The organism is Halodesulfovibrio oceani subsp. galateae (genome assembly GCF_055397225.1).
On sequence record NZ_AP042453.1, the window covers coordinates 3,039,561 to 3,062,612 of the forward strand.

Here is a 23,052-nt window from a genome sequence, read left to right on the forward strand (position 1 = left end):
CCATGATCGCCATCACCGCCCCAGCTTCTAAATCAGTATCCCATCGTATGATCATCGGCGCCGCTATGGCAGCAGGTGACTCTACAGTATCCGGCGTACTTGAAAGCGACGATTTAGCACGCACCATCGGTATTTTTAACGACTGCGGCGCAAAAATCTATCGGCGGGAAGCTGGCGTTTATACCGTCACCGGTTGCTGCGGCACTCCGGCAGGCGGCATGGCTGAACCTGTCTCTTGTGATGTGCATGAATCCGGAACAACCTGCCGTCTCCTAACTGGTGTACTTGCAGCAGGTTTGGGAAAATTCCGCATTCACGGTGCTCCGCGGATGCATGAAAGACCTATAAAAGAGCTTGCAAATGCACTCTCAAGCCTTAAAGTAGAAGTTACGTACGAAGGCGTAGAAGGTTGTCCACCGGTTGTTTTAGATACAGATGGACTGAAAGGAAGCGAAGTTTCCATATCTTTGGAAGAATCCAGTCAGTACCTTTCCGGTCTGCTATTGGCAGCACCTTCTACCCGTGGCCTGACAATTAACCTTGTCGGCAACAAAGCAGTGAGCTGGCCTTACGTAGGACTTACTTTGGACGCTATGGAGCTATTCGGCATCACCTTCCGTGTAGAAACACTGGAAGGCTCCGAGTGGATTGAGAAAAACTGGCGCTCATTTGAAACCGCCGTCCCTAACAAAACACGCTTCATTGTTAAGCCGGGTATGTACCGCAACGGCGACTACACTGTAGAGGGTGACTGGTCTAACGCATCATACTTCCTCGCAGCCGGTACCCTTGGAACAGAACCTGTGCACATTGCCAACCTTCGTAAAGATTCTTTGCAAGGTGACAAGGCAATGTTCACAATACTGCAACAAATGGGTGCTAAGCTCGAATGGAAAGATAACGGCGTGACCGTACATCCATCCAAACTGAAAGGCGTTGATGTCGATATGGGCAACTGTCCAGATCTCGTGCCTACAGTTGCTGCACTTGCCGCATATGCAGAAGGTGAAACCACCATCCGCAACGTAGCGCATTTGCGAATTAAAGAGTGTGACAGACTCGCGGGACCGGCAGCTGAATTAGGCAAAGCCGGTATCGAAACAGAAGTCACAGAAGACGGAATCACCATTCGTCCTAATAGAAAAAATATTGCAGCGCCTGCGGGTACTGTATTTTCGACCTACAACGACCACCGAATGGCTATGAGCCTTGCGCTACTTCAGTTTGCACTCGGTGATATTGAGTTTGATAACAAAGCATGCGTTGCTAAATCCTTCCCAACCTTCTGGGAAGAGTGGGAGAAAGTATCACCATGCAGGAGATAGACTTTAGACTCAAAAAAATTGCCGTTGTAGGCGCTACAGGGAAAATGGGCGCCATGTTGTGCTCCCGTTTTTCCAAGGCTGGTCTCGAAGTAGCCGAAATAGATCAGCCTTTGACCGATGAAGTGTTGCAGGCAGGAATTACAGATGCACAAATTGTATTAATTTGTGTCCCAGCAGCGGTATTTTACAAAGTTGTAAAATGTGCTACCAAGCACATGAAGCCGCCGCAGATTTTGGCGGACATTACTTCCGTAAAGGTTCAACCCATGATGCAAATGCAGAAAGCGTACTCCGGTCCCGTAGTGGGGACACATCCTCTCTTCGGCCCCGAGCCGAAGGCTGATGACGTGCGTGTAACAATCACGCCGTCTGAAGGCTGTGATGCAAACTCTGCACGCATGGTGGAAGAACTCTTCACCCGCATAGGTTGCGAGCCGTTCTGCTCCACAGCAGAAGAACACGACCAAGCAACCGCACTCATCCAAGGTTTAAATTTTGTCACATCAGTTTCTTACCTCGCCCTTTTGGCCGGTAAGGACAATGTGATGCCGTACCTTACGCCGTCTTTTGAACGCCGAATGAAAGCTGCCGAAAAAATGATCACAGAAGATGCAGAACTCTTTGAAGGTTTATTTGAAGCAAACCCAAGCTCTCAGGACGCTGTGCGCTCCTATCGTTCCATCCTGAATATTGCTGCTGGTGGCGACATCAACGTTATTGTTGAACGCGCTCTACTTTGGTGGCGATTTAAGGATTCCTCAGGAGAAGTGCATCAATAGCCCCGTATTGTACCCTTCGTACTTACGCAAGTACCAAGCCGCACTTCTTATTAGAGGTGCGGCTTTTTTTATGACCCTATCAACACACTAAACGAGAGAACGAATGCCATGAAAATCACGTTACAGCAGACAGGCCAATGGTTGGCAGCAGACATTCAGACCCCCATAAGCCTCTTCTTAGGACTCGTCGGGAAAAGTCAGGGATTCCTTCTTGAAAGTGCAGAGGTAGATGGAAGACGCGGCAGATACAGCGTTATCGGCTTTAACCTGCTCCTTCGCCTTGGCTGCAAAAACGGCAAACTCGAAGTTGCTTCCCGCGATAGCAGGCTCAACAAGCTTAAAGAATTCGAAGGAATGGATTTTATCGAGGGTGCCCGCAAGGTAATGGAAGCCATTCACATTGAGCCGCAAGGCGATATGAAAGAGCTCCCAGCCATCGCCCGCGGTCTCTTTGGCTACTTCGGATACACAACAATCGGCATGTTCGAAAAAAAATTAGAAGAAGTTCTACCGCCGGAAAATAGCGATGCATGCCTCATGCTACCCGGTACAATTGTTCTCTTCGATCACCTGTACAACAAACTCTGCATGCTCAATTTAGCGGACAATCTGCCCGTTAAAATGGACAGAACAGCAGTTGAACGCACACCGGAAGCACCGAACATTGGCGAAGTAACAACCATACCGGACAAAGCTTCATACCTGCGAAACGTTCAAAAAGTGCAGGAACAACTCAGGCAAGGCGAAGCCATTCAGGTAGTAGTTTCTACCCGTTTTCAGGCTTCATTCGAAGGTGATCCGTTTATTCTTTATCGCAGACTGCGACAGATTAACCCGTCACCGTACATGTTCTTCATGCGTCTTTCACACATCACGCTAATCGGTGCTTCACCGGAAACCATGGTGCGTTGTCAGGATAACATCGTGGAAGTTTGCCCAATCGCCGGAACTCGTCCACGTGGCGCAACCGACGCAGAAGATGCAGCACTGGCAGAAGACCTGCTCGCTGATCCAAAAGAACGCGCAGAACATGTCATGCTTGTAGATCTTGGAAGAAACGACGTGGGACGCATCGCCGAAGCAGGCACCGTGTCCGTAGAAAAATTTATGCAGGTTGAACGGTTCAGCCACGTAATGCACATGACCTCATACGTGAAAGCTCAACTTAAAAAGGGATACGACGCACTCGATGTACTCGGTGCAACATTCCCAGCTGGAACCGTAAGCGGCGCACCGAAAATTCGCGCTATCGAAATTATTGAAGAAACAGAAGCAGTCGCCAGAGGCGCATACGCTGGTACCATCGGCTGGCTCGGACTGGATAAAGAATCCGTGAACCTCGATACCGGTATTCTTATCCGTACCATGTGGGTCAAAGACAACACTGTCCAATGGCAGTGCGGCGCGGGCATCGTGCATGATTCCGTTCCTGAAAAAGAATGGGAAGAATGCCACAACAAAGCCCGTGTGCTCAAAGTGACCCTCAAAGCCACGGGGCAAGCGGATGTATTTGCTGGGCGCTAAAATGCCTCCGGCGGGTCTCCGACGGGCAGGCAGGGTTCCACCCTCCTGCACCTCCCGCAAGGGTGACGCCCCCTTGACCGCGAGTTTATTTGCCCTTTGGGCATAGGACGTTAATACAACTTTTATTTGCGAGGACGTTTCATCCACATACAGCATTACGGCTTGCTCGACATGTGGATACAGAACGGACTGGCAATGGAGATAGCATGTTTCTTCTTATCGATAACTACGATTCCTTTACCTTTAATCTGGTGCAGGCATTTCAAAAGACTGGACGATATCCGCATGTAGTTCGGAATGATGATCCAGAATTATTAGAACTAGCAGCAAGCGGAAAACTAGAGATGGTGTGCATCTCTCCTGGCCCGGGTAAACCGGAGAATGCAGGATTATGCTTAGAGTTTTTGGCTCTGCTTCCAAAGGAAATTCCTGTTCTGGGTGTTTGTTTAGGGCATCAGGTACTAGCTCATTTTGCAGGTGCCACAGTGGATATTGCTCCACGCATTATGCACGGCAAACATTCAAACATTGAGCATAACGGGGAAGGACTTTTTGAAGGGCTTGAATCCCCTATGCAGGTGGCGCGCTACCACTCTTTAATTATTACAAAAAACAAAGATAACTTACTTGTTCCAACGTCCTCCACACATACACCGGACGGAGAAGAGGAGATTATGAGCATTAAATATGCCGACCGCCCTTGGGTTGGTGTTCAGTTTCATCCCGAATCGATCCTGACACCACAAGGCGAGGCTATGCTGGAAAATTTTCCCGACAAAATCACAGCTAAAAACTCATAATCTCCTCGCACAAACCGGTCTGTAACGCTGAGGGATTCTTTCCAACACAAGAATTCCTCATACAACAGGAAGTAGCCACCCAGCGGACGCTCTTCCCTGACACTCCAAGTCAGCAACTTTTAAGCCGCGAGAGAGCAAATATAACGTACGCTCCTCGCCTAATAAAGGTTTCTAGAGATTCTTAAGAACCTCTTGCAAGTTTTAGCCGTTAACGAGTCTTCAAGTTCTACGGATAAAGACAGCAGAGCGAGGTTCTTAAGCCGCCGGAGGCAAACGTCGTAGACTCGCCAAAGGCAGCCCGCTGGCAAGCGCCGTCGGAGACAACCATGGTCACCAAAAGCAAAAAGCGTCGCAGACACACTGGAGGCACAACACAATGACGAAAAGGAACAATGAGATGAATACGGCAGATATTTTAGAACGCCTTGCGGAAGGCCAGCACTTAACCGAAGAGGTGGCGCACTGCGTCTTTACCAAACTGATGGACGGCAACATGACGTCCGGTCAGGCTGGTTCTTTGTTGATGGGACTGCGTCAGAAAGGCGAAACAGCAGAAGAAATTCACGCCGCTGTGCGTGTCTGTTTAGAACGCGCTAAGCCGGTCGAGCCTATTGAAGGTGCAACTATCGACTTGGTTGGTACAGGCGGCGACGGTAAAAATTCATTTAACTGCTCTACTGCTACCGCTCTTACCCTTGCGGGAATGGGCTTCACAGTTACTAAGCACGGCAACCGCGCTGTTTCTTCTTCTTGTGGCAGCGCTGATGCTGTTGAAGGGCTGGGCTTGCCACTTCGATTGCTTCCAGAAGAAATTCCGGCTGAACTTGAAAAGCGCAGCTTCGCATTTTTGTTTGCACCGGATTATCATCCTGCGTTCAAGCACGTGATGCCGGTTCGTCAGGAACTTGGATACCGCACGCTCTTTAATCTTTTGGGGCCATTGCTTAACCCTGCCCGTCCAACACATATGCTTCTTGGCGTTGCTAAGCCTGAGTTTATGGAAATTATGGCGGAAGTATTATCACAGGCGGGAGTTGAACGTGCTGCGGTTGTGCATGGCGCGGGTGGATATGATGAATTGACCACAAGCGGCGTTGCAAAAGTAATTTTTGTTGAAAACGGCACCACTCGTCAGACGGAACTTGATCCTGCCGAATTTGGCTTTGAACCGTGTGCAGAAGAAGATCTGGCTGTTCAGGGCAAAGAGGAAGGCTTGGCTGTTCTGCGCGACTTACTAGAAGGAAAAGGCCCAAAAGCTATGCTTGATATGCTGGCATTGAATACGGGCATGGCATTGCACCTTATTACTAATGAACCACTTAAGACCTGTATGGAACGCGCAAGTGAAGCCGTTGCAGCAGGAGTCGGAAGGAAAGTCCTCCATGCTTAATAAGTTTCTTGCAGCGAAACATGATGAAATTGCGCGACTTGTTCAACAAAAAAAGAACGACACGCTGCCAACAGCCTACAAAGGTGAACGTATTCCGTTTGCTGCAACATTGTGTGCAAACAAAATGGCGTGCATTGCAGAATACAAACGTGCGTCACCATCGCGTGGCGATATTGCACCACATCTTTCTCCTGAAGATGTAGCGGAGCAATATGCAAAAGCAGGAGCAACAGCTCTTTCCGTGCTAACTGAAGAAAAATACTTTAAGGGTAAACTTGAATTCTTAGAGCGAATGCAGTTTGTAGGTTTACCAATGTTGCGCAAAGATTTTATTGTACACCCCTTGCAGGTAATTGAGACTGCTTCCACTCCTGCATCCGCTCAATTACTCATTGCACGCATGTTCAATTCACCATCAGAACTTATTGAATTGATTGAACTTGGCGAATCATTTGGAATTGAAAGTGTTGTAGAGGTGTTTAATCATGCGGATCTTGTTCTTGCAAGGCTTGCTAATGCTACAATAATTCAGGTAAACAATAGAAACCTAGCTACATTGGAAACTGACCTTGCAATATGCGAGAGAATGATTCCTCACCGCAGAACTGCCGAAGTATGGATCGCGGCCAGCGGTATTTCGTCACCCGAACAACGACGCCAAGTTGAAACGGCGGGATACGATGCGATGCTGGTCGGCACAGCGCTTATGCAGGGTGGAGACCCTCAGAAGGCGCTTAACCGGCTATTAGAATAACCTCAAGGAGAGCATTAATGGCGCACAAAGAATCCTTTGTGAAAGTATGTGGCATTACCACACAGCAAGATGCTGATTTATGCATCGAACTGGGTGCAGATTTAATCGGATTTATTTTCGATAAAAAGAGCCCCAGAGCTATGACAGTGGAAAAAGTCAAAGCCATTGAGACAGAAAACGTCATGCGTGTTGGTGTGTTTACGCACCAGACAGCAGACGAAGTGCGCCTGATAATGCAGCGCGCTAAACTGCACCTTGCTCAGCTTCATAATGATCAAGACACAGAGTTTGCAGCCAGAGTCGGCAAGCAAAAAGTGATGAAAGTGTTTTGGCCTGCCCGCTACGAAACGCGGGAAGATCTTGAGGCAGATATGAAACAGTTTATGGGTTGCTCCCGCTTTTTCCTTATGGACGCCGGTACATCCGGTGGCGGACACGGCAAAACACAAGACTGGAGTTTCCTTAACGGATTACGCGGTTACAAATCATGGTTTGTCGCAGGCGGTATTGGCCCCGACAACGTAAGAGAAGTGATCACAGGGTGCGCCCCCTGTGGCATCGATCTAAATTCAGGTGTAGAATCTGAACCGGGCAAAAAAGATCCGGAAAAACTGCGAATCGTTATGGAGGCGCTCATCGCCCCCATTTTACCATAAATTTTAGCAGCCTTTGGCGTAAGGCTGCATAAAGAGAGAATATCATGACTAGAGGATACTTCGGCAAGTTCGGTGGTCAATTTGTAGCGGAACTTCTCATTCCGCCCCTTAAAGAACTGGAACACGCATTGGAGCACATTGTGCCTTCCGAAGCGTTTCAGAAAGAATTTTCAGATTATCTCAAAAACTATGTAGGACGCGAAAGCCCCCTAACGCATTGTCCTACCATTTCAAAAGACCTTGGCTTCAACCTGTATCTTAAGCGTGAAGACTTAAACCATACAGGCTCACACAAAATCAACAACGTGCTTGGTCAGGCACTGCTTGCAAAGCATATGGGCAAAAAAGCTCTCCTTACCGAAACCGGAGCAGGTATGAATGGTGTTGCAACTGCAACCGCAGCCCGCGCTCTTGGTATGGATTGCATTGTCTTTATGGGCGCTGTTGATGTGGAAAGACAATTCCATAACGTGCGCCGCATGCAGTTGCTCGGCGCTAAAGTTGTCCCTGTTGAAGCAGGTTCAAAAACATTGAAAGACGCCATTAACGAGGCGCTTCGTTTCTGGATCAAAGAACAGGAAACCTACCATTACTGCTTCGGTACAGCTGCGGGACCACATCCGTTCCCAACACTGGTGCGCGAATTCCAGTCAGTTGTAGGTAAAGAAGCCCGCAAACAGATTCTTGAACGCACTGGCGAACTGCCACATTCCGTTATCGCCTGCGTTGGCGGTGGCTCGAATGCTATCGGCATCTTTTCAGGGTTCGTAGATGATACGGACGTTCAGCTTATCGGTGCAGAAGCTGCGGGAACTGGCGAAGAAGGCTGTACAAACTCAGCTCCGCTTTGTCTTGGGACCGATGGCATTTTGCACGGTCAACGAACCATGCTTTTGCAGGACGATGACGGCCAGATTCTCCCTTCACATTCCATTGCCGGTGGCCTCGACTATCCGGGTGTAGGACCAGAACACGCGCATCTGCAAGACTGCGGACGTGCAATCTACGCTAAGGTTTGCGACCATGAAGCACTTAATGCATTCAAAACGCTTACCCGTGCTGAAGGTATTATTCCTGCGCTGGAAAGTTCACATGCAGTTGCATATGTGCTTGAGAACAAAGAGAAGTTCCCGAAAGGCTGCAATGTTATTGTGAACCTTTCAGGACGTGGCGACAAAGACATGGATATCGTAGAACAATGCACCGAGCTGTTTGATTAAGGGGGCAGTCATGACATCACTTACACAACGCATCAATGCTGCGACTAAGGCAGGCCGTAAGGCAATCATTCCGTTTCTCACAGCCGGATTTCCAACAAAAAAAGATTTCTTCACGCACTTGAAAGAACTTGATTCCAACGGTGCAGATATTATCGAAATAGGCATTCCGTTCTCCGACCCTGCGGCTGATGGTCCTGTAGTTGAAGCAGCATCCATCAGAGCATTAGAGCAAGGCGTAACCTTACGTTGGATTATGAATGAACTCATCGAGCGCAAAGGCCAATATCAGGCAGAACTTGTGCTTATGGGATACATTAACCCATTCTTTAAATACGGCTTTAAAGAATTTGCAGCGGATGCAGCAAAAGCAGGCGTATCAGGCTTAATTGTTCCGGATCTCCCATTCGATGAAGATTCTGAATTCAAAACAATCCTCAAAGAAGAGGGAATTGCGCTTATTTCTCTTATCGGTCTGAACACGCCTAAAGCGCGTATGCAAATGTATGCACAGGAAGCAGAAGGCTACGTATATGTTGTTTCCTACATGGGAACCACAGGTGCAGCCGTTGCATTCCCACCAGAATTGAAAAAAACACTCAGCGATGCACGCGAAGTATTTGATATTCCTCTTGCCCTTGGCTTTGGTATCAAAGAACCGCAGCAGCTTGAGCCATTCGGTGATGCAATTGATGCAGTTGTTTTCGGTAGTGCTTTGATCAAAGATATTGAAGAAAAAGGTACTGCTGTTCCGTTTATGGAACGCTGGAAATAGACTTGTAAAATACAATAGTTACTATTAAGCTCTCGTATATACTGCGGGAGCTTTTTTCGTATTTTCTTCAAAAGCCCCGTCATCCGAGCACTATTCTGTAATGTTATCGCTGTTCAGACCGATATGACTTAAGTGTAAACGTTATCAACCACACAGCCATAATCATCCACTCCATGTTGTATCCTATTAGGGGGGACTTCCTAATGAATCTTAAAGCACGCATGCTTTTGTCATTCATCTCCATTTTCATGGTTATTGTCGCCATGTTTTCAAGCACATACTACGTGACAAACCAGCAAAAGAGTGATGGCCTCGTTATCAACCTTTCTGGAAGACAGCGCATGTTGAGCCAAAAAATTGCTAAAGAAACGCTCGTACTTTCCTTTACTAAAGATAAAGCCGCAGCCATCAAGCAATTGAAAAACACAGAAAAAGTTTTTGATAACACTCTGCGTGCGCTCATAAACTCCGGCAACGCTCCAACCACGCTCAATCCATCCGGGGCCAAGGCGTATCTTCCCGGTGCTACAGGCGTTGTTCGCGAACAGCTTCTCACAGTACAAACCCTTTGGACTGAATATAGAGAGCTCGTAAACTCTGCCCAAAAAGGCAACGAAAACGCCCTGCATTCCATCTCATCCAAAAGCATAAAAGTGCTGGCAGCCATGAACAAAGCCGTCGGTATGCTGCAAAAAGAAGCTGATCAGCGCGTAAGTACGCTGCTTACACTTCAGACAATGGCTATGCTCTTAGGTGCGGCTCTGCTTTGCTTCGTCATCATAAATTTACGCAGACATCTCTTCACACCGCTGGATGATATGCGAACCTTTGCAAATAAAGTCTCGGGGGGAGATTTACATGCAAAGATCAACGCAACATACCTGCATGAGTTTGAGAATCTCAAAAACGACACGGTAGCGATGGTAGCCACGCTGAACACGCTTATGAAGCAGGCAGATGATGCCAGTGCAGAAGCCAGACGCAACGCTCAGCGTACGGAAGAAGCTCTTGCAGTAGCGCAGGAAAAAGAACACCGCATTGCTGCTATTATCAAGACCATCCGTACCGTTGCAGAAAAAGCAAAAGATATTTCAACACGCGTATACGACTCCATCGGGAATCTTACGTCACAAGTAGATACCGTAAACGGTGGGGTAGATGTGCAGCGTGAACGTATGATCGAAACCGCCACAGCCATCACGCAAATGAACTCTACCGTTGTAGACGTTGCGCACAACGCATCCAACGCAGCCGAATTAGCAAACGACTCCAAAGAGCGTGCTGAAGAAGGTGCCGTGGGTGTTCGTCAGGCTGTTGGCTCAATCGAGATCATTCAGAACAGCATTCTTGAATTAAAAGAATCCATGCTACTGCTTGGAAATCAGACAGATTCAATTTCCCGCGTCATGGAAGTTATTAACGACATTGCAGACCAGACAAACCTTCTGGCATTAAACGCTGCCATCGAAGCAGCACGTGCCGGTGAAGCCGGTAAAGGTTTTGCCGTTGTGGCTGATGAAGTACGCAAGCTGGCTGAAAAAACCATGCTCGCCACTCGCGACGTAGGTCAGGCAGTGACGCAGATTCAAGCACAGGCGCACACCAACATTGAAGCCGTTGAAAGCACTGCAAGCGAGATCACTGCGTCTACAGAAGCCGCCAATGCTGCCGGTCAGTCTATGGCGAAAATTGTATCCATGACATATGATACAGCGCAGCAGATCACGTCCATCGCCACTGCATCTGAAGAACAAGCAACCGTATCAGAGCAAATCGAATACGCCGTGAATGCCGTAACAGGTGTTGCAGAAGAAACAGCAGACGGTATGGCGCGCGCATCAGGTGAACTCGCAGAAATCTCCGCGCTCACCGCGCAACTCGACAGTCTACTTACCGACATGAAGCTAGAAGCTGCACCGTCTGGGTCGAAGTAGGTAAAGCTTTTGCCTCCGGCAGGTCTGCGACGCTTTTTGCTGTGACCTTTTTTGTCTCCGACGGCTGGGGAAAACCTTGTTGCACTGTCCGCATCCGTAATCTCTCATTCTTCGAGAACGGCTAAGGCTCTGGAGAAAGGTTCTTCCCCAGACCCCTTTCCAAAGACTTTTATCTGCGAGGTTAGCCAGTTGCTTCCATAACCTTGCGGCTTATGCTCCATTACCTTTCCTGAAATGACAAAAGGGCAGTCCTACTTATGTAGGACTGCCCTTTTGTTTATTATTCAAGTCAGTAAAATCAAGCCGCGTGAGAAAATTATTTACGAAAATTCATCGCATAATAAAAAATTTTGATGGGGGTCTGGGGAAAACTTTTTTAAAAGTTTCAGCCCAGCCGCCGGAGGCAACAAACGTAGACAAAATAAAAAGCGTCGCAAACTCACCAAAGGCAAACACCCGTTTAATACTTAGACGGCGGTACCCCATAGGCTTTGCGGAAGGCATGAACAAAATGGCTCTGATCGTAGAAGCCTACGTTTGCGGCAACGCATGAAACGCGCTCACCTTTTCGCAATAAAGCGCAGGCATATTCAAGCCGTAACTGCTTTAACCAGTTGTAAGGCGTCACGCCTATGGTAGATTTAAACCGACGCAGGAATTGATAGCGATTCAAATTACATAATGATGCAAGCTGCTCTAGAGTAATTTTTTCGGATAAATTGTCGTGACAATACTCGCGAACTTCTTTCCAGTGAGGCTTCGCTAGGACACCTTCCGGCTCATCTGCTGAATGCACGGTAACGTGACGTAATAGACGCTTCACTAGGTCGAGCCACTGCTCTTCCACGAATAGGGAGGTTGCATCACCTCGTTGCAGGATCGTGTGCAGAGAATGGGCTCGGAGCCATAATGACTTATCGTCAAGAACGGTACTGCCAAACTCTATGCGGTGTGCAGAATCCATGGCATCCGCCATTTCTTCGGTAAAGATATTGGGCGGAATTCGGAAAGTCTTTAGCGTGTACTCACTGTTTTCATATCCGGAACCATCGTGCATTTCGTCAGGCGAAAGTATAGACAAAAGCCCCGGCCCAATGAGAGACGTTTTACCAAAAGCACTCTGCTGCTGCACTCCGTCTACAACCAGCCCGATATGATAGTCTAAGTGAAAATGACGATCAAAGCTGAACGTAGAAAAATGCCCATCGCTTAATACGAGTCCGGGCACATCGGGAGCGCGAAAATATTGAACAGTATTCTGCATCATGTTTGCTTACCTACTCACAACAAAGTGCCACTGTCAAAAAAGAATTTTTCCGGTAGGAAAACGCTCGCTATACGGCTTTATCATATCCAACAGCTTGATATACTGAGGATAAGAAATGCTGAATATCCTGTTCTGTTGTAGCAAACGAAGTAACAAAGCGCACTACGTTTGGTTCCCATCTATCATGGTAGAAGCGGAACCCCTGCGCCAACAATCTATCAATACAGGACTTAGGCATTTTACAGAAAATAATATTTGCCTGAGGCGAACCTATCAAAGAAATTTGGGGTAATCTTTCCAGTCCATTTTTAAGCATTGCTGCCATAGCGTTGGCCTGACGTGCATTCTTCAACCAGAGATCATCTTCAAGGTATCCCAGCATCTGTGCAGCCATAAAACGCATTTTTGAACCAAGGTGACCGGATCTTTTTCTACGGAAAGACATTTCCTGTGCGATTGTTTTGTCGAAAACAACAATCGCTTCTGCTGACATTGTGCCGTTTTTGGTTGCACCGAATGACAGAATATCGACGCCGCATTTCCATGTCATTTCAGCAGGAGAACAATTAAGCGCTACCAATGCATTGGCAAAACGCGCACCGTCCATGTGCATACGCAATCCGGAGTTTTTAGTAATTGCACCCAGTCTGCATATGTCATCAAGTGTGTAGATGGTTCCTGATTCCGTTGCCTGTGTAAGACTTACGGTTGTAGGCTGTGAGGAATGCATGTCGCCAAGTCGATGCTTTACGCCCCACTTCAGCGCCTCAGGATCAATCTTTGAATCTGCACCATCAAGAGTGAGTACTCGTGCTCCGGAGTTAAAGAATTCCGGTGCTCCGCACTCGTCGTGGTTGATATGTCCTTCATTGTGACACAATACTGCGCCCCACGGCGGGGTTAATGCACTCAACGATAAGCAGTTTGCCGCTGTGCCTGTTGTTACAAAAAAGACGCGTAAGTCTCTTTCGAAAACGTCGGACAACATTTTTTCTGCTTTATTTGAGCACTCGTCCCGTCCGTACGGATCTGCCTGTCCCACATTGCAGCGCGCCATCGCCTCTAAAACTTGTGGGGATACACCGGCAATATTATCGCTGGTAAAGGCAGTATTATATGTAGTCATGTAGGATTCTCCTCATGGTTCTCTGATAAATAAGAGTAAGAACATGAGTATGCAGAATAGTGTCAGTTCTGCATTGTAAAATATTGCAGTGCAACCCTACTCTTCAGTGATACCTACCCAACATATAATGAATTAGTATAAATTTTTCTTTCAAAATGTCTTACAAAACGAAAAAGAGCGGGTGAACACATGTTCTCCCGCTCTTTTCACCAAAACCATCTGCATGCTACAAGTCCCGAATAATCTTGTAGCGACAGAACCTAAGCTGCAACTATGAAGCTCCCATGAGCCTCATAACCTTAAAACTTAAGTGTGCCCTTAAAGGACGTAGCAAGTGATTCGCAATTATCAGCTACCAAAACAGTTGCGCCGGAAGCGATAATAAACTGCTCATCACCTGTAACTTCACCCAGACAACCATAGGCCTGTCCAGCAAAGATGTTTTCAAAAGCTTCTACTTTGTCTTCCGGTACTGATACTACCAGACGGGAAGCTGACTCAGAGTAAAGAACTTCTGTTGTATTCATTTCTTCAGTTACCGGCACAGCATCAAGGTTGATGAGTGCGCCAGTGCGGCCTGCAAGTGCCATCTCAGCGAGAGACACTCCAAGACCACCGTCAGAACAATCGTGACACGCGTTAATAACGCCTTCACCGATTGCTGTATGTACAGCACGGTAACGTGCCAGTGCGGATTCAGCATCTACTTTCGGACATGCAGCAGCGCTGATGCCAAGCTCTTCAGCAATTTCAGAACCGGCTAATTCGCGTGCAGTTGCGCCGAGAACATAGATTTTGTCACCGTCATTTTTAAAGTCAGACGTGGTTGTTTTATTCACATCTTTAATAACGCCCATGACAGAGAAGAGTACAGTCGGCGGAATGGAAATCTTTACACCGCCGCCAGTGTAATCGTTCTTCATTGAGTCTTTACCGGAGATGCAAGGTACGCCGTATGCGATACAGAAGTCTGCAAGTGCTTTGTTAGCACGAACAAGCTGTGCAAGCTTGTAGTGGCCATCCGGAGTCTTTTCAGACTGTACAGGATCGCACCAGCAGAAGTTATCGATACCGGACATAAAGTCTACGTCACCGCCGACTGCAACTGCGTTACGCACTGCTTCGTCAACAACGTTAGCCATCATCCAGTAGCTGTCGTAATCGCTTAAGGTAGGGTTAATACCGTGTGAAAGAACAAGGCCGCTTTCGGAGTCGAGGATAGGACGCACAACACCGGCATCGGAAGGACCATCACACTTAACGCCAACCATAGGCTTAATAACGCTGCCGCCTTTAACCTCGTGGTCGTACTGGCGAACAACATATTCTTTAGAACAAATATTCAAGCGTGCCAGCATGGATTTAAGCAAGTTACCCTGCTCTGCATCCGCTACGTTCACGTCTTCATCTTTATGTTCAGGGCGTTCCCACACAGCTTTAAGCTGCATCTGTGGAACACCGTCATGCAGAAATTCCATTTCAAGGAATGCAACCGGCTTATCACCGTATGTTACGTGGAAGTAGCCACTATCGGTGAATTCACCCATTGCAGAAGCTTCAACATCCATACGTACAGCAAGCGCCATGAACTCATCGATATGTTCAGAAGGGACAGCAAGTGTCATACGTTCCTGCGCTTCGGAGAGAAGAATCTCCCACGGACGCAGACCATCGTACTTCAACGGTGCTTTGGAAAGATCCAAGCGACAACCGTTGGTATCTTCTGCCATTTCGCCAACAGAGGAAGACAGACCGCCTGCACCGTTATCAGTGATAGCGTTGTATAAACCCATGTTACGAGCGCGCATAATAAAGTCGTATGCTTTACGCTGGGTAATAGGGTCACCAATCTGTACCGCTGTGGCTGGTGATTCTTCGTGCAATTCTTCAGAAGAGAAGGTTGCGCCGTGAATGCCGTCTTTACCGATGCGACCGCCGACCATAACAATGGTATCGCCGACTTTAGCAGCTTTTTCGTAACCCGGTTTACCGGCAACAATTTTAGGAATCATACCTACAGTGCCGCAATGAACAAGCGGTTTACCAAGGTAACGTTCTTCAAAAACAATTGAGCCGTTTACAGTAGGAACACCGGATTTGTTACCGCCATGTTCAACACCTTCGCGCACGCCTTCAAGCACACGACGAGGATGGAGAAGACGCGGAGGCAGTTCACCTTCGTGGAACGGAGAAGCGAAACAGAATACGTTTGTATTACAAACGAGATCTGCGCCAATGCCGGTTCCCATAGGGTCGCGGTTTACGCCCACAATACCGGTCAGTGCTCCACCATATGGGTCAAGCGCGGAAGGTGAGTTATGGGTTTCTACCTTAATACACACATCATGAGTTTCGTTGAAGTCGATAACACCAGCGTTATCCTTAAAAACAGAGCGGCAGAAGTCGTCTTCGCCTTTGTTTTTGCGGATAGTCTTGGTGGAACCCATTACGTATGTTTTGTAGAGACTATCAATAGTCTCCTGAGCACCGGTTTCTGTATCGGTGTACTCAATTTTAGAAGCGAAAATTTTGTGTTTGCAGTGCTCAGACCATGTCTGTGCTAGTACTTCTACTTCTGCATCGCTTGGTTCTGCACTTAATCCTGCTTTAATACGCTCAGTCACTACTTCAGAGCTGGTGTAGTAATCGCGGATGGTATGCAGTTCTTCCAAAGAAAGAGCCAGAGTATTTGCGCGAGAAAACGCCATCAACTCATCGTCTGTCATGGTGGAAAATGGCAGAGCCATTACTTCATCATTAGCCTGACCGGAAACCCGGGCAGCTACAGCAGCAAAACCAGGCTCTTTCTGCCAGTCTGCTTTGCATTTGTATTCAAAACGCTGAATCAGTTCGTTTGCTAAAACATCACGGCCGATAGATGCGATCTGCTCTTCCGTAAAGTCACCATAAATATGGAACTGGTCAGCAACATATACAGAAACCGCTTCGCGATCTGCAAGTTCCAGAACAATGGCAATTGTTTCCCGCGCTGTGCGGCCTTCGTTATCTGTTACACCCGGACGGAACCCAACTTCGAGTACCCAGTCTGCCTGACTGGCTACCGGAGAAAGCGCCGCGTCCTGAAGTACGGGATCATGCAGAGCAGCCTCACTTACAACTGTATTAAGCTGTTCTTCTGTCAGACCATCTACAGTAAACACCTTGACCTGACGAACGTCTTTTGCGTCAAATCCGAGAGCTTCCCTGATCTTGTTAGCAGTTTTGATACCCTGAGTATCAACAACACCTTCTCTAAGACCAGCTTCAATGCGCCGCAGCATGTATTTTCTCCTGATGCTTGCTGAAATTAACGGGCAGACTCCATAGTCTTCCCGCTGTATTTGGAAAGAATAAACACACCAACACAGTTTTATTCCGGCTGTGATGGCGGGGTATATACCTCATTTAAACACAAAGCCCAATACTGTCCGGTTGAGACAACTCGGTACAACCCAAGACAGTTTCTACGTACCTTTGACAGATCTTTGATAGCTGCGCGCAGCGAATCGTGGATGTGCCTCCGGCGGCGCTTGTCAGCGGGACTTTAAGAACCTTTTTTTAAAAAAGGTTCTTAAAAATCTCCAAAAAATTTTATCTGCGAAGTCTACGTGTTTTTAAACACCACCTCGCGGCTTATGTCTCACTACCTTTCAGCAACATTTTAAACTTAAACTTTTTAGTCCAACAAATCATGCGTACCCGTTACTAAAAGTCAGCCTAACAGGGGTCAAGGGGACACGTCCCCTTGCGGGGGTGTAGGGGGCGGGACTCGCCTACTCGCCGAAGGCAAAAGAAAAATTATTTTATCATAAAATTAAAAAGCCGCAGAGTCTCCCCCGCGGCCTTAATAATTATGCACTACGTGATTTAACGTAATCCAAAGTTTGCAGCAGTATCTTTCGTTCCGGACACGCTGGCAAAATTTCCAATGCCTGCTGTGCCTTGTCTAAATAAGAATCTGCAAGTTCGCGTGTGGCGTCATCTAAGCCGAGCTCGCGAATTTGTTTTGCAACAAAGCAAATTTCTTCTTCAGAGAAAGTTCCAGCTTCAAACTTGGTTACAAAATCGCTTCGTTCTGCACCTTCAAGGGTATTAAGGTACATAAGCAACGGTGGGGTTAGCTTACCTTCACGAAGGTCGCCCGCCACCGGTTTACCGATTGATTTAGTAGAAACAGCAAAGTCCAGAGCGTCATCAACAATCTGGAACGCAATGCCGAGGTTCATACCAAAATCAGATGCCGCAGCTATCTGCTCATCAGAACCGCCTGCTTTAATAGCACCCATAATACATGATGCCTGTAGCAGGAATGCAGTTTTCCCTTTGATAATATCGATGTAGGTTTGCTGCGAATGGTTAGTAGAATGAAGATATTCAATCTCTTCAATCTCACCTGTCGCAGTTTCTACGATTGCTTCTGCAATGCACTGTGTGAGGCGCGAGTCGTTATAACGCGCAACCACAAGGTTTGCTTGCGCAAGAAGTACGTCGCCTGCAAGCACGGTTTTGGTATTACCAAATTGCGTATGCGCAGCAGGTTTTCCACGGCGCAGTTCAGCATCGTCGATAATATCGTCGTGCATTAATGTTGCAGAATGAAGCAGCTCTACAGAACAGGCAAGCGGGTAGATGTCATCATCAGTATACCCGAGAGTTGCAGCAGTAAGCAGAGTAAGCAAAGGGCGCAGCCTTTTTCCACCGGCAGTAAGCACATGGGAAACAACAGGCTGAACTAATGCGTTAAGCTGAGCAGTTTCTGCCGCCAACGTCGCATTAATTTGCGGTTGTTTTAACGTAAGGTACTCTAAGAGTTCTTGCATAGAAAAGCTTCCATCGAAAAAACGTGAATCCAACATCTTAGAAGTCATTGTAAAAAAAGTGCCCGTACTTAGGCACTCAGTTTTTCAATACCTTCTAAACAAAAAGCTCTCTGGCGTGTCTACCAAGAGCTTGAAGCGCATCGTCCAGCTTCCAGTGCTCCGGTTTGCGAGACCCGACCAGATTAGAAACGGTGCGAAGTTCAAGAAAAGGGATTCCGGCCTGAAGACAAGCGAGCGCAAGGGAGAACCCTTCCATATTTTCTGTAAGCGGTTTATACCGCTCCATAAGCATACGGGCGCGTTCTTCTGTTCCGGTAACGCCGGATACTGTCATGCTTGTGCCTGAGAGTAAATCCTTAGGAGGCGATAAATTGAGCATCCGGAAACCTTTTTCCGAATCAAGCTCTATTCTATCCCACACCGAATACCGGCCATCTACTCCACTATATTCCCATACAGGAAATTTAATGCCCTCCGGATCAACACCGTCTGCTGTACGCAGACCGTATTCCGGCCAAACTTCCGAATCGGCAGCGACTATGCTGCCTAACGGAGCTTGCTCTAAATCAAAACTTCCTGCAACCCCGAGGTTTAGGACACCAGAAATACCCTTGCACTCACCGAGAATTCTGCCAATGCTCAGTGCAGCATTAACAGGCCCGACTCCCGTGATAGCAAGTAGACAATGGTGATTATTAACAGGCGATTCACAACATCCCCCCATACCGGGGAGCTTGCATCCAATCCGTCCTCGCCTGTTAAACCCTAGCAGAACAGCTTTCATTTCAGTCTGAGTTGCTGTTGCGATAACCAGTGTCATTTAATTTTTTCCAAAGTAAAGTTAACAAGCGTTCCGCCCAACGAAAGCTCAGCAACTATGCTGGCATCGCGCAGTCTCGCGATACGTTCAAGACGTCTGCGATCTTCTTCTGCGGCGGCAACTATAAGCTGTGTTCCTTTTTCCATTTTTTTCAGAAGCGAACTCGCTTCGAAATACCCAGTTCAACAATCTTTTCTACAATCTACGCGCAAAGGTCCAGCCATCGTCACATTCTCCAAAGTTCTAATCCTGCTGCCTCCATCACAGCAGGCTCGAAAAAGCCTTTCACATCTAACACTAAAGTATTTCCGGTATCTCGGAACCACTTGAGCAACTGTTTTGGCTGAATAAAAGAATACTCTTCGTGCGGTACTGCTAAAACTATAGCATCCAACTGCTGAAAATCTTTCAGGTAGTTCAGCGAAATTTCATATTCACGAATAGCCTGTTCATTGTCAGCAATAGGATCATGCACGAGTGCTTCAATGCCGTACTCTTTTAATTCTCTGATAATATCAATTACGCGGGTGTTGCGGATATCCGGCACATTCTCTTTGTACGTAAACCCTAAAATCCCGACTTTTGCATCACGAACTGAAACACCTCGACGGATAAGTTCCTTAACGCAGGACTCAGCAACAAATTTGCCCATCGAATCGTTAATTCGTCTACCGGCAAGAATAACCTGCGGATGATATCCTAACGATTCTGCCTTAAAAGTCAGATAATACGGGTCTACCCCTATGCAGTGCCCGCCAACAAGCCCCGGCGTAAATGGCAGAAAATTCCATTTTGTTCCAGCTGCTTCAAGCACTTCGCCTGTATCAATCCCAAGTGAGTTAAAGATAATCGCCAGTTCGTTCATTAAAGCTATGTTCAAATCACGTTGTGTGTTTTCAATAACTTTTGCAGCTTCGGCAACCATTATAGAACTGGTAGCATGCACCCCTGCAGGAATAATCCTGCCATACAGCCCTGCCAACAAAGCTGTTGTCATGTCGTCAGAACCAGCAATAATTTTGACGACATTTTCAATGGTATGCACTTTATCTCCGGGATTAATGCGCTCCGGCGAATAACCGACTGTAAAGTCTCTGCCAAACCGCATTCCGGATACATTTTCGAGCACAGGAACACACTTCTCTTCAGTGGCTCCCGGCCATACCGTTGACTCATAGACTACAACAGAATCGCGCTGCATGAAGGAAGCAACGGTTCGAGTAGCCATAAGTAACGGAATTAAGTCCGGTGTGTGATGTGCATCGATAGGCGTCGGTACCGCTATTATGTGCACACCAGCTTTTTCTAAAAGCTGCGGATCAGCAGTAAAATACGCAGTACTATTACTGAGAGCTTCTTGGGAGACCTCACCGGTTCGATCTTTACCACGGCGCAGCTCATCTATTCGCTGCGCATGCTGATCGTACCCGATAACAGAAAAATGTTTCGCCAAAGAAATAGCAAGCGGTAAACCGACATATCCAAGACCGATAACGGCAATAGGGACATCTCCAGACACAATTCGTTCAAAAGATACCATGTCTTCTCCTCGTTACCTGCTGGACTTAATGGCCTGTGTATGAAAAAACAGGCTCCATGCAGATAGATTGGAATTTACTACTTACAGCGCTGGGGCTTGCATTCGTTCTCGAAGGTCTTCCATACGTCCTTTTTGCGGACAAACTCCCTAAATACTTGCGTGAAATAGCAGAACGAGGCCCTAACGCATTGCGTTACATGGGCTTAACCGCAATGTCTGCCGGTGTTCTGCTCGTTTGGCTTATGCGCCATTAAACGCACCGTATTTCTACGCTACGCCTCCCCCGTCATTCGATAACGGGGCATTTCCTGTTGCAAACAAATTGCGACAGGCTCTCTCACATCCTCGGGTTTCTACTCGGCTTTCTTTTGTGCAACGTGCAAGTACACAATGCCCGATGTCATCGGCTTGTAGTACACACGGTCAAAACCGGCTTCCACCATTTCCGTGCTCAGTTCAGCAGCAGTCGGAAACGCCATGATGGTATCAGCAAGATACTGGTATGCACTGGCATCACCAGAAAAAACTTTACCGATCATAGGAAGAATTTTTTTCAGGTACAAATTATAAAAGCCCTTCCAAACAGGGTTCTTCCCAGTACCAAATTCAAGAATACACAATCTCCCACCAGGCACAAGTACTCGATTAAGTTCCTTAAATGCTTGTTCGCGTGGAATGATATTGCGAATTCCGAAAGAAATTGTTGCGCAATCTACACTGTGGTCCGGTAAAGGCAGGGTTCTGCCATCGGCATGCACAGGGAAGATACGTCTGTTACGTCCCTTAGTAAGCTTCTTGCGACCAGTGGTCAGCATCGGACGGCAATAATCCAATGCAGCAACTTTTGTCTGCGGATGCTGACGGACTATTTCTAAAGATACGTCCATAGTACCAGCGGCAAGGTCAAGCATCAGACCGGTTTTTCCCGGCACTGTTGCTTTCACAAGCTGCTGTCGCCAGTAATAATCCATTCCGCCACTAAGCAGATGATTTAAGAAGTCGTACCAGCGGGCAATACGGCTAAACATGCCAGAAACTTCATTGGCATGTTCATTTGGTGAACATTGCATGTACTACAAAGCCTACTCTTCGGTTTCCGATTCGTCTTCACAAACAGTAGAAGAAACAACTTCAAATACCGCAGGAAACACTTCGCTGATATTAGAAGGTGAAACGCGGCCTGTCTCAATAAACTTTACCACAATTTCTTTAGTAACCTGTATTGCTTCTTTTTTTGCCTTATCCATATTCCACCTCTAGGCACTGCAGGACGCGCCCGCAACGTATATGTGATGAAAAACCCCCGCCCGTGGGGGAATGGTTTCAACCTACATAGATAAAAACCGGGCGGGGTCAAAAAGGAAGAAACATGTTAAGCCACTCCCTTTTTCTCAATAAGCCGTATACCACTAACATTTTAGAGAGTCGAGCATGCACTGGTGCACTTATCCTGTTTTTCCGCTGCAAATCCTATATCTTAATTAGAAGTAAACAGAGTAAATAAACTATAAGGTACATAAAAAGCTTGATTTCTTATCAGTAATACCTACTGTTAAGTTAACAAATGATTCGGAGGCGCATATGCCAAGATTTCGTGCTTTAAAAACAGAACTACGTTCGATGCTTGAACAACCAGCATGGGAAGACTCCCTGCAGCACATAATATCCATACCTTCCACACAAACTGTGGGTCCGCTCATGTCATTCTTCCTTTTTGGTGGAGAAATGAAATGGCGAGCAATTACCACATTTGGGTTGGTGATGGGAAAACTTGCAACAGAGGATATTGAACAGGCGCGCATTACAATGCGTCGACTACTCTGGCATATGAACGAAGAGTCAGGAAATGTGGGTTGGGGTATTCCCGAAGCGATGGCAGAGTCGATGATCAACAGTAAAATTCTGGCAAATGAGTACAATCGAATGTTGCATTCATATGTTCGAGAAACATCTGACGATGACAATTATCTCGATCACCCACCGCTCCGTAGAGGGGTTTACTGGGGACTTGGAAGAATGGCGAAGAAATATCCAGAACTCATGCTACCGTCCGTCAGAGCGTTATCATGGGGCTTACAGGACGAGGACAACGAAGGACGGGGACTTTCAGCGTGGGCTCTTGGTTTCATAGGCACAGAAGCAAATATTCCAGCACTTGAAAGTCTTCTTAATGATGCTTGCCCCGTAGACCTTTACTGTGACCGCAGAATCCATTGCACCACAGTCTCCCAGCTCGCACAACAAGCAATAGATAAAATAAAAGAACACGAGAACGATAATTAAAAACAAAAAAAAGGTGGAGTTGCTCACTCCACCTTTTTTACG

Annotated in this window: 21 protein-coding genes; 12 read left to right on the top strand and 9 right to left on the bottom strand. The window is 47.2% G+C overall.

From position 1 onward, the window contains the following. Positions 1–2: 2 nt before the first annotated feature. The 10 genes from aroA to ACZ5V1_RS13520 all read left to right on the top strand — a co-directional run bounded on the left by aroA (position 3) and on the right by ACZ5V1_RS13520 (position 11,154). On the top strand, positions 3–1,325 hold the full coding sequence (aroA, locus tag ACZ5V1_RS13475) for a 3-phosphoshikimate 1-carboxyvinyltransferase (protein ID WP_464389286.1): 1,323 nt from the start codon (positions 3–5) through the stop codon (positions 1,323–1,325). Then, complete coding sequence (locus ACZ5V1_RS13480) at positions 1,313–2,104, top strand: prephenate dehydrogenase/arogenate dehydrogenase family protein (RefSeq protein WP_464389287.1); 792 nt, start codon at positions 1,313–1,315, stop codon at positions 2,102–2,104. The genes aroA and ACZ5V1_RS13480 overlap by 13 nt, the downstream gene beginning before the upstream one ends. Positions 2,105–2,212: 108 nt before the next feature. Beyond that, entirely contained in the window at positions 2,213–3,628 is a 1,416-nt protein-coding gene (locus tag ACZ5V1_RS13485) for an anthranilate synthase component I family protein (protein ID WP_464389288.1), read from the top strand. Between the two features lie 206 nt (positions 3,629–3,834). Further along, positions 3,835–4,428, top strand: coding sequence for an anthranilate synthase component II (locus ACZ5V1_RS13490; RefSeq protein WP_464389289.1), 594 nt, complete (start codon positions 3,835–3,837; stop codon positions 4,426–4,428). Positions 4,429–4,804: 376 nt separating this feature from the next. Continuing rightward, positions 4,805–5,818, top strand: coding sequence for an anthranilate phosphoribosyltransferase (trpD, locus tag ACZ5V1_RS13495; protein ID WP_464389290.1), 1,014 nt, complete (start codon positions 4,805–4,807; stop codon positions 5,816–5,818). Further along, complete coding sequence (locus ACZ5V1_RS13500) at positions 5,811–6,572, top strand: indole-3-glycerol phosphate synthase TrpC (RefSeq protein ID WP_464389291.1); 762 nt, start codon at positions 5,811–5,813, stop codon at positions 6,570–6,572. Before trpD ends, ACZ5V1_RS13500 begins: the two co-directional genes overlap by 8 nt. A gap of 17 nt (positions 6,573–6,589) precedes the next feature. Further along, a complete protein-coding gene (locus ACZ5V1_RS13505) occupies positions 6,590–7,228 on the top strand; it encodes a phosphoribosylanthranilate isomerase (RefSeq protein WP_464389292.1) in 639 nt (212 codons plus the stop codon). Positions 7,229–7,272: 44 nt separating this feature from the next. Next, positions 7,273–8,448: a tryptophan synthase subunit beta gene (gene trpB / locus ACZ5V1_RS13510; protein ID WP_464389293.1), complete on the top strand. Its 1,176-nt coding sequence runs from the start codon at positions 7,273–7,275 to the stop codon at positions 8,446–8,448. A gap of 10 nt (positions 8,449–8,458) precedes the next feature. Next, positions 8,459–9,220 carry a tryptophan synthase subunit alpha gene (gene trpA, locus ACZ5V1_RS13515; protein ID WP_464389294.1) on the top strand — a complete coding sequence of 254 codons (762 nt, stop codon included), beginning with the start codon at positions 8,459–8,461 and terminating at the stop codon, positions 9,218–9,220. 203 nt (positions 9,221–9,423) lie between these two features. Continuing rightward, a complete protein-coding gene (locus ACZ5V1_RS13520; RefSeq protein ID WP_464389295.1) occupies positions 9,424–11,154 on the top strand; it encodes a methyl-accepting chemotaxis protein in 1,731 nt (576 codons plus the stop codon). Between the two features lie 460 nt (positions 11,155–11,614). Here the strand turns inward: ACZ5V1_RS13520 and ACZ5V1_RS13525 are convergent, their stop codons facing one another. The 7 genes from ACZ5V1_RS13525 to ACZ5V1_RS13555 form a co-directional block, all read right to left on the bottom strand. Continuing rightward, positions 11,615–12,421, bottom strand: coding sequence for a helix-turn-helix transcriptional regulator (locus ACZ5V1_RS13525; protein WP_464389296.1), 807 nt, complete (start codon positions 12,419–12,421; stop codon positions 11,615–11,617). A gap of 67 nt (positions 12,422–12,488) precedes the next feature. Continuing rightward, on the bottom strand, positions 12,489–13,547 hold the full coding sequence (locus ACZ5V1_RS13530) for a threonine aldolase family protein (protein WP_464389297.1): 1,059 nt from the start codon (positions 13,545–13,547) through the stop codon (positions 12,489–12,491). A 299-nt stretch (positions 13,548–13,846) separates the two neighbouring features. Next, complete coding sequence (locus ACZ5V1_RS13535) at positions 13,847–16,828, bottom strand: AIR synthase-related protein (protein WP_464389298.1); 2,982 nt, start codon at positions 16,826–16,828, stop codon at positions 13,847–13,849. A gap of 570 nt (positions 16,829–17,398) precedes the next feature. Beyond that, positions 17,399–18,367 (bottom strand): polyprenyl synthetase family protein, encoded by a 969-nt coding sequence (locus tag ACZ5V1_RS13540; protein WP_464389299.1) that lies wholly within the window; start codon positions 18,365–18,367, stop codon positions 17,399–17,401. Between the two features lie 94 nt (positions 18,368–18,461). Continuing rightward, the gene (mqnB, locus tag ACZ5V1_RS13545; protein WP_464389300.1) at positions 18,462–19,187 is read right to left on the bottom strand and encodes a futalosine hydrolase; all 726 of its coding nucleotides are present in this window, start codon (positions 19,185–19,187) and stop codon (positions 18,462–18,464) included. Next, the gene (locus ACZ5V1_RS13550) at positions 19,184–19,333 is read right to left on the bottom strand and encodes a hypothetical protein (protein WP_160711611.1); all 150 of its coding nucleotides are present in this window, start codon (positions 19,331–19,333) and stop codon (positions 19,184–19,186) included. Before ACZ5V1_RS13550 ends, mqnB begins: the two co-directional genes overlap by 4 nt. Positions 19,334–19,413: 80 nt before the next feature. Further along, positions 19,414–20,727, bottom strand: a complete 1,314-nt coding sequence (locus ACZ5V1_RS13555) for a nucleotide sugar dehydrogenase (RefSeq protein WP_464389301.1) — start codon at positions 20,725–20,727, stop codon at positions 19,414–19,416. 56 nt (positions 20,728–20,783) lie between these two features. Between ACZ5V1_RS13555 and ACZ5V1_RS13560 the strand changes: the two genes are divergently transcribed. After that, the gene (locus tag ACZ5V1_RS13560) at positions 20,784–20,981 is read left to right on the top strand and encodes a DUF2065 domain-containing protein (RefSeq protein WP_020000240.1); all 198 of its coding nucleotides are present in this window, start codon (positions 20,784–20,786) and stop codon (positions 20,979–20,981) included. A gap of 99 nt (positions 20,982–21,080) precedes the next feature. Here the strand turns inward: ACZ5V1_RS13560 and ubiE are convergent, their stop codons facing one another. Together ubiE and ACZ5V1_RS13570 are read right to left on the bottom strand one after the other, a co-directional pair. Next, positions 21,081–21,797 (bottom strand): bifunctional demethylmenaquinone methyltransferase/2-methoxy-6-polyprenyl-1,4-benzoquinol methylase UbiE, encoded by a 717-nt coding sequence (gene ubiE / locus ACZ5V1_RS13565; RefSeq protein ID WP_464389302.1) that lies wholly within the window; start codon positions 21,795–21,797, stop codon positions 21,081–21,083. A 12-nt stretch (positions 21,798–21,809) separates the two neighbouring features. Then, positions 21,810–21,974, bottom strand: coding sequence for a hypothetical protein (locus ACZ5V1_RS13570; protein WP_162859819.1), 165 nt, complete (start codon positions 21,972–21,974; stop codon positions 21,810–21,812). A 334-nt stretch (positions 21,975–22,308) separates the two neighbouring features. On the opposite strand from ACZ5V1_RS13570, the gene ACZ5V1_RS13575 reads away from it, so the two are divergent. Next, positions 22,309–23,010, top strand: coding sequence for a DVU0298 family protein (locus tag ACZ5V1_RS13575; RefSeq protein ID WP_464389303.1), 702 nt, complete (start codon positions 22,309–22,311; stop codon positions 23,008–23,010). The last annotated feature ends 42 nt before the right edge of the window (positions 23,011–23,052 follow it).

Bases quoted from the DNA above. Each gene is read 5' to 3' on its own strand.
- ACZ5V1_RS13480 (WP_464389287.1), top strand. From the start codon at position 1,313: ATGCAGGAGATAGACTTTAGACTCAAAAAAATTGCCGTTGTAGGCGCT.
- mqnB (WP_464389300.1), bottom strand. From the start codon at position 19,187: ATGACACTGGTTATCGCAACAGCAACTCAGACTGAAATGAAAGCTGTT.
- ACZ5V1_RS13570 (WP_162859819.1), bottom strand. From the start codon at position 21,974: ATGGATAAGGCAAAAAAAGAAGCAATACAGGTTACTAAAGAAATTGTG.
- trpA (WP_464389294.1), top strand. From the start codon at position 8,459: ATGACATCACTTACACAACGCATCAATGCTGCGACTAAGGCAGGCCGT.
- ACZ5V1_RS13540 (WP_464389299.1), bottom strand. From the start codon at position 18,367: ATGCAAGAACTCTTAGAGTACCTTACGTTAAAACAACCGCAAATTAAT.
- aroA (WP_464389286.1), top strand. From the start codon at position 3: ATGATCGCCATCACCGCCCCAGCTTCTAAATCAGTATCCCATCGTATG.
- ACZ5V1_RS13500 (WP_464389291.1), top strand. From the start codon at position 5,811: ATGCTTAATAAGTTTCTTGCAGCGAAACATGATGAAATTGCGCGACTT.
- ubiE (WP_464389302.1), bottom strand. From the start codon at position 21,797: ATGCAATGTTCACCAAATGAACATGCCAATGAAGTTTCTGGCATGTTT.
- trpD (WP_464389290.1), top strand. From the start codon at position 4,805: ATGACGAAAAGGAACAATGAGATGAATACGGCAGATATTTTAGAACGC.
- ACZ5V1_RS13520 (WP_464389295.1), top strand. From the start codon at position 9,424: ATGAATCTTAAAGCACGCATGCTTTTGTCATTCATCTCCATTTTCATG.
- ACZ5V1_RS13535 (WP_464389298.1), bottom strand. From the start codon at position 16,828: ATGCTGCGGCGCATTGAAGCTGGTCTTAGAGAAGGTGTTGTTGATACT.
- ACZ5V1_RS13530 (WP_464389297.1), bottom strand. From the start codon at position 13,547: ATGACTACATATAATACTGCCTTTACCAGCGATAATATTGCCGGTGTA.
- ACZ5V1_RS13490 (WP_464389289.1), top strand. From the start codon at position 3,835: ATGTTTCTTCTTATCGATAACTACGATTCCTTTACCTTTAATCTGGTG.
- ACZ5V1_RS13485 (WP_464389288.1), top strand. From the start codon at position 2,213: ATGAAAATCACGTTACAGCAGACAGGCCAATGGTTGGCAGCAGACATT.
- ACZ5V1_RS13560 (WP_020000240.1), top strand. From the start codon at position 20,784: ATGCAGATAGATTGGAATTTACTACTTACAGCGCTGGGGCTTGCATTC.
- trpB (WP_464389293.1), top strand. From the start codon at position 7,273: ATGACTAGAGGATACTTCGGCAAGTTCGGTGGTCAATTTGTAGCGGAA.
- ACZ5V1_RS13575 (WP_464389303.1), top strand. From the start codon at position 22,309: ATGCCAAGATTTCGTGCTTTAAAAACAGAACTACGTTCGATGCTTGAA.
- ACZ5V1_RS13505 (WP_464389292.1), top strand. From the start codon at position 6,590: ATGGCGCACAAAGAATCCTTTGTGAAAGTATGTGGCATTACCACACAG.
- ACZ5V1_RS13525 (WP_464389296.1), bottom strand. From the start codon at position 12,421: ATGATGCAGAATACTGTTCAATATTTTCGCGCTCCCGATGTGCCCGGA.
- ACZ5V1_RS13550 (WP_160711611.1), bottom strand. From the start codon at position 19,333: ATGGAAAAAGGAACACAGCTTATAGTTGCCGCCGCAGAAGAAGATCGC.
- ACZ5V1_RS13555 (WP_464389301.1), bottom strand. From the start codon at position 20,727: ATGGTATCTTTTGAACGAATTGTGTCTGGAGATGTCCCTATTGCCGTT.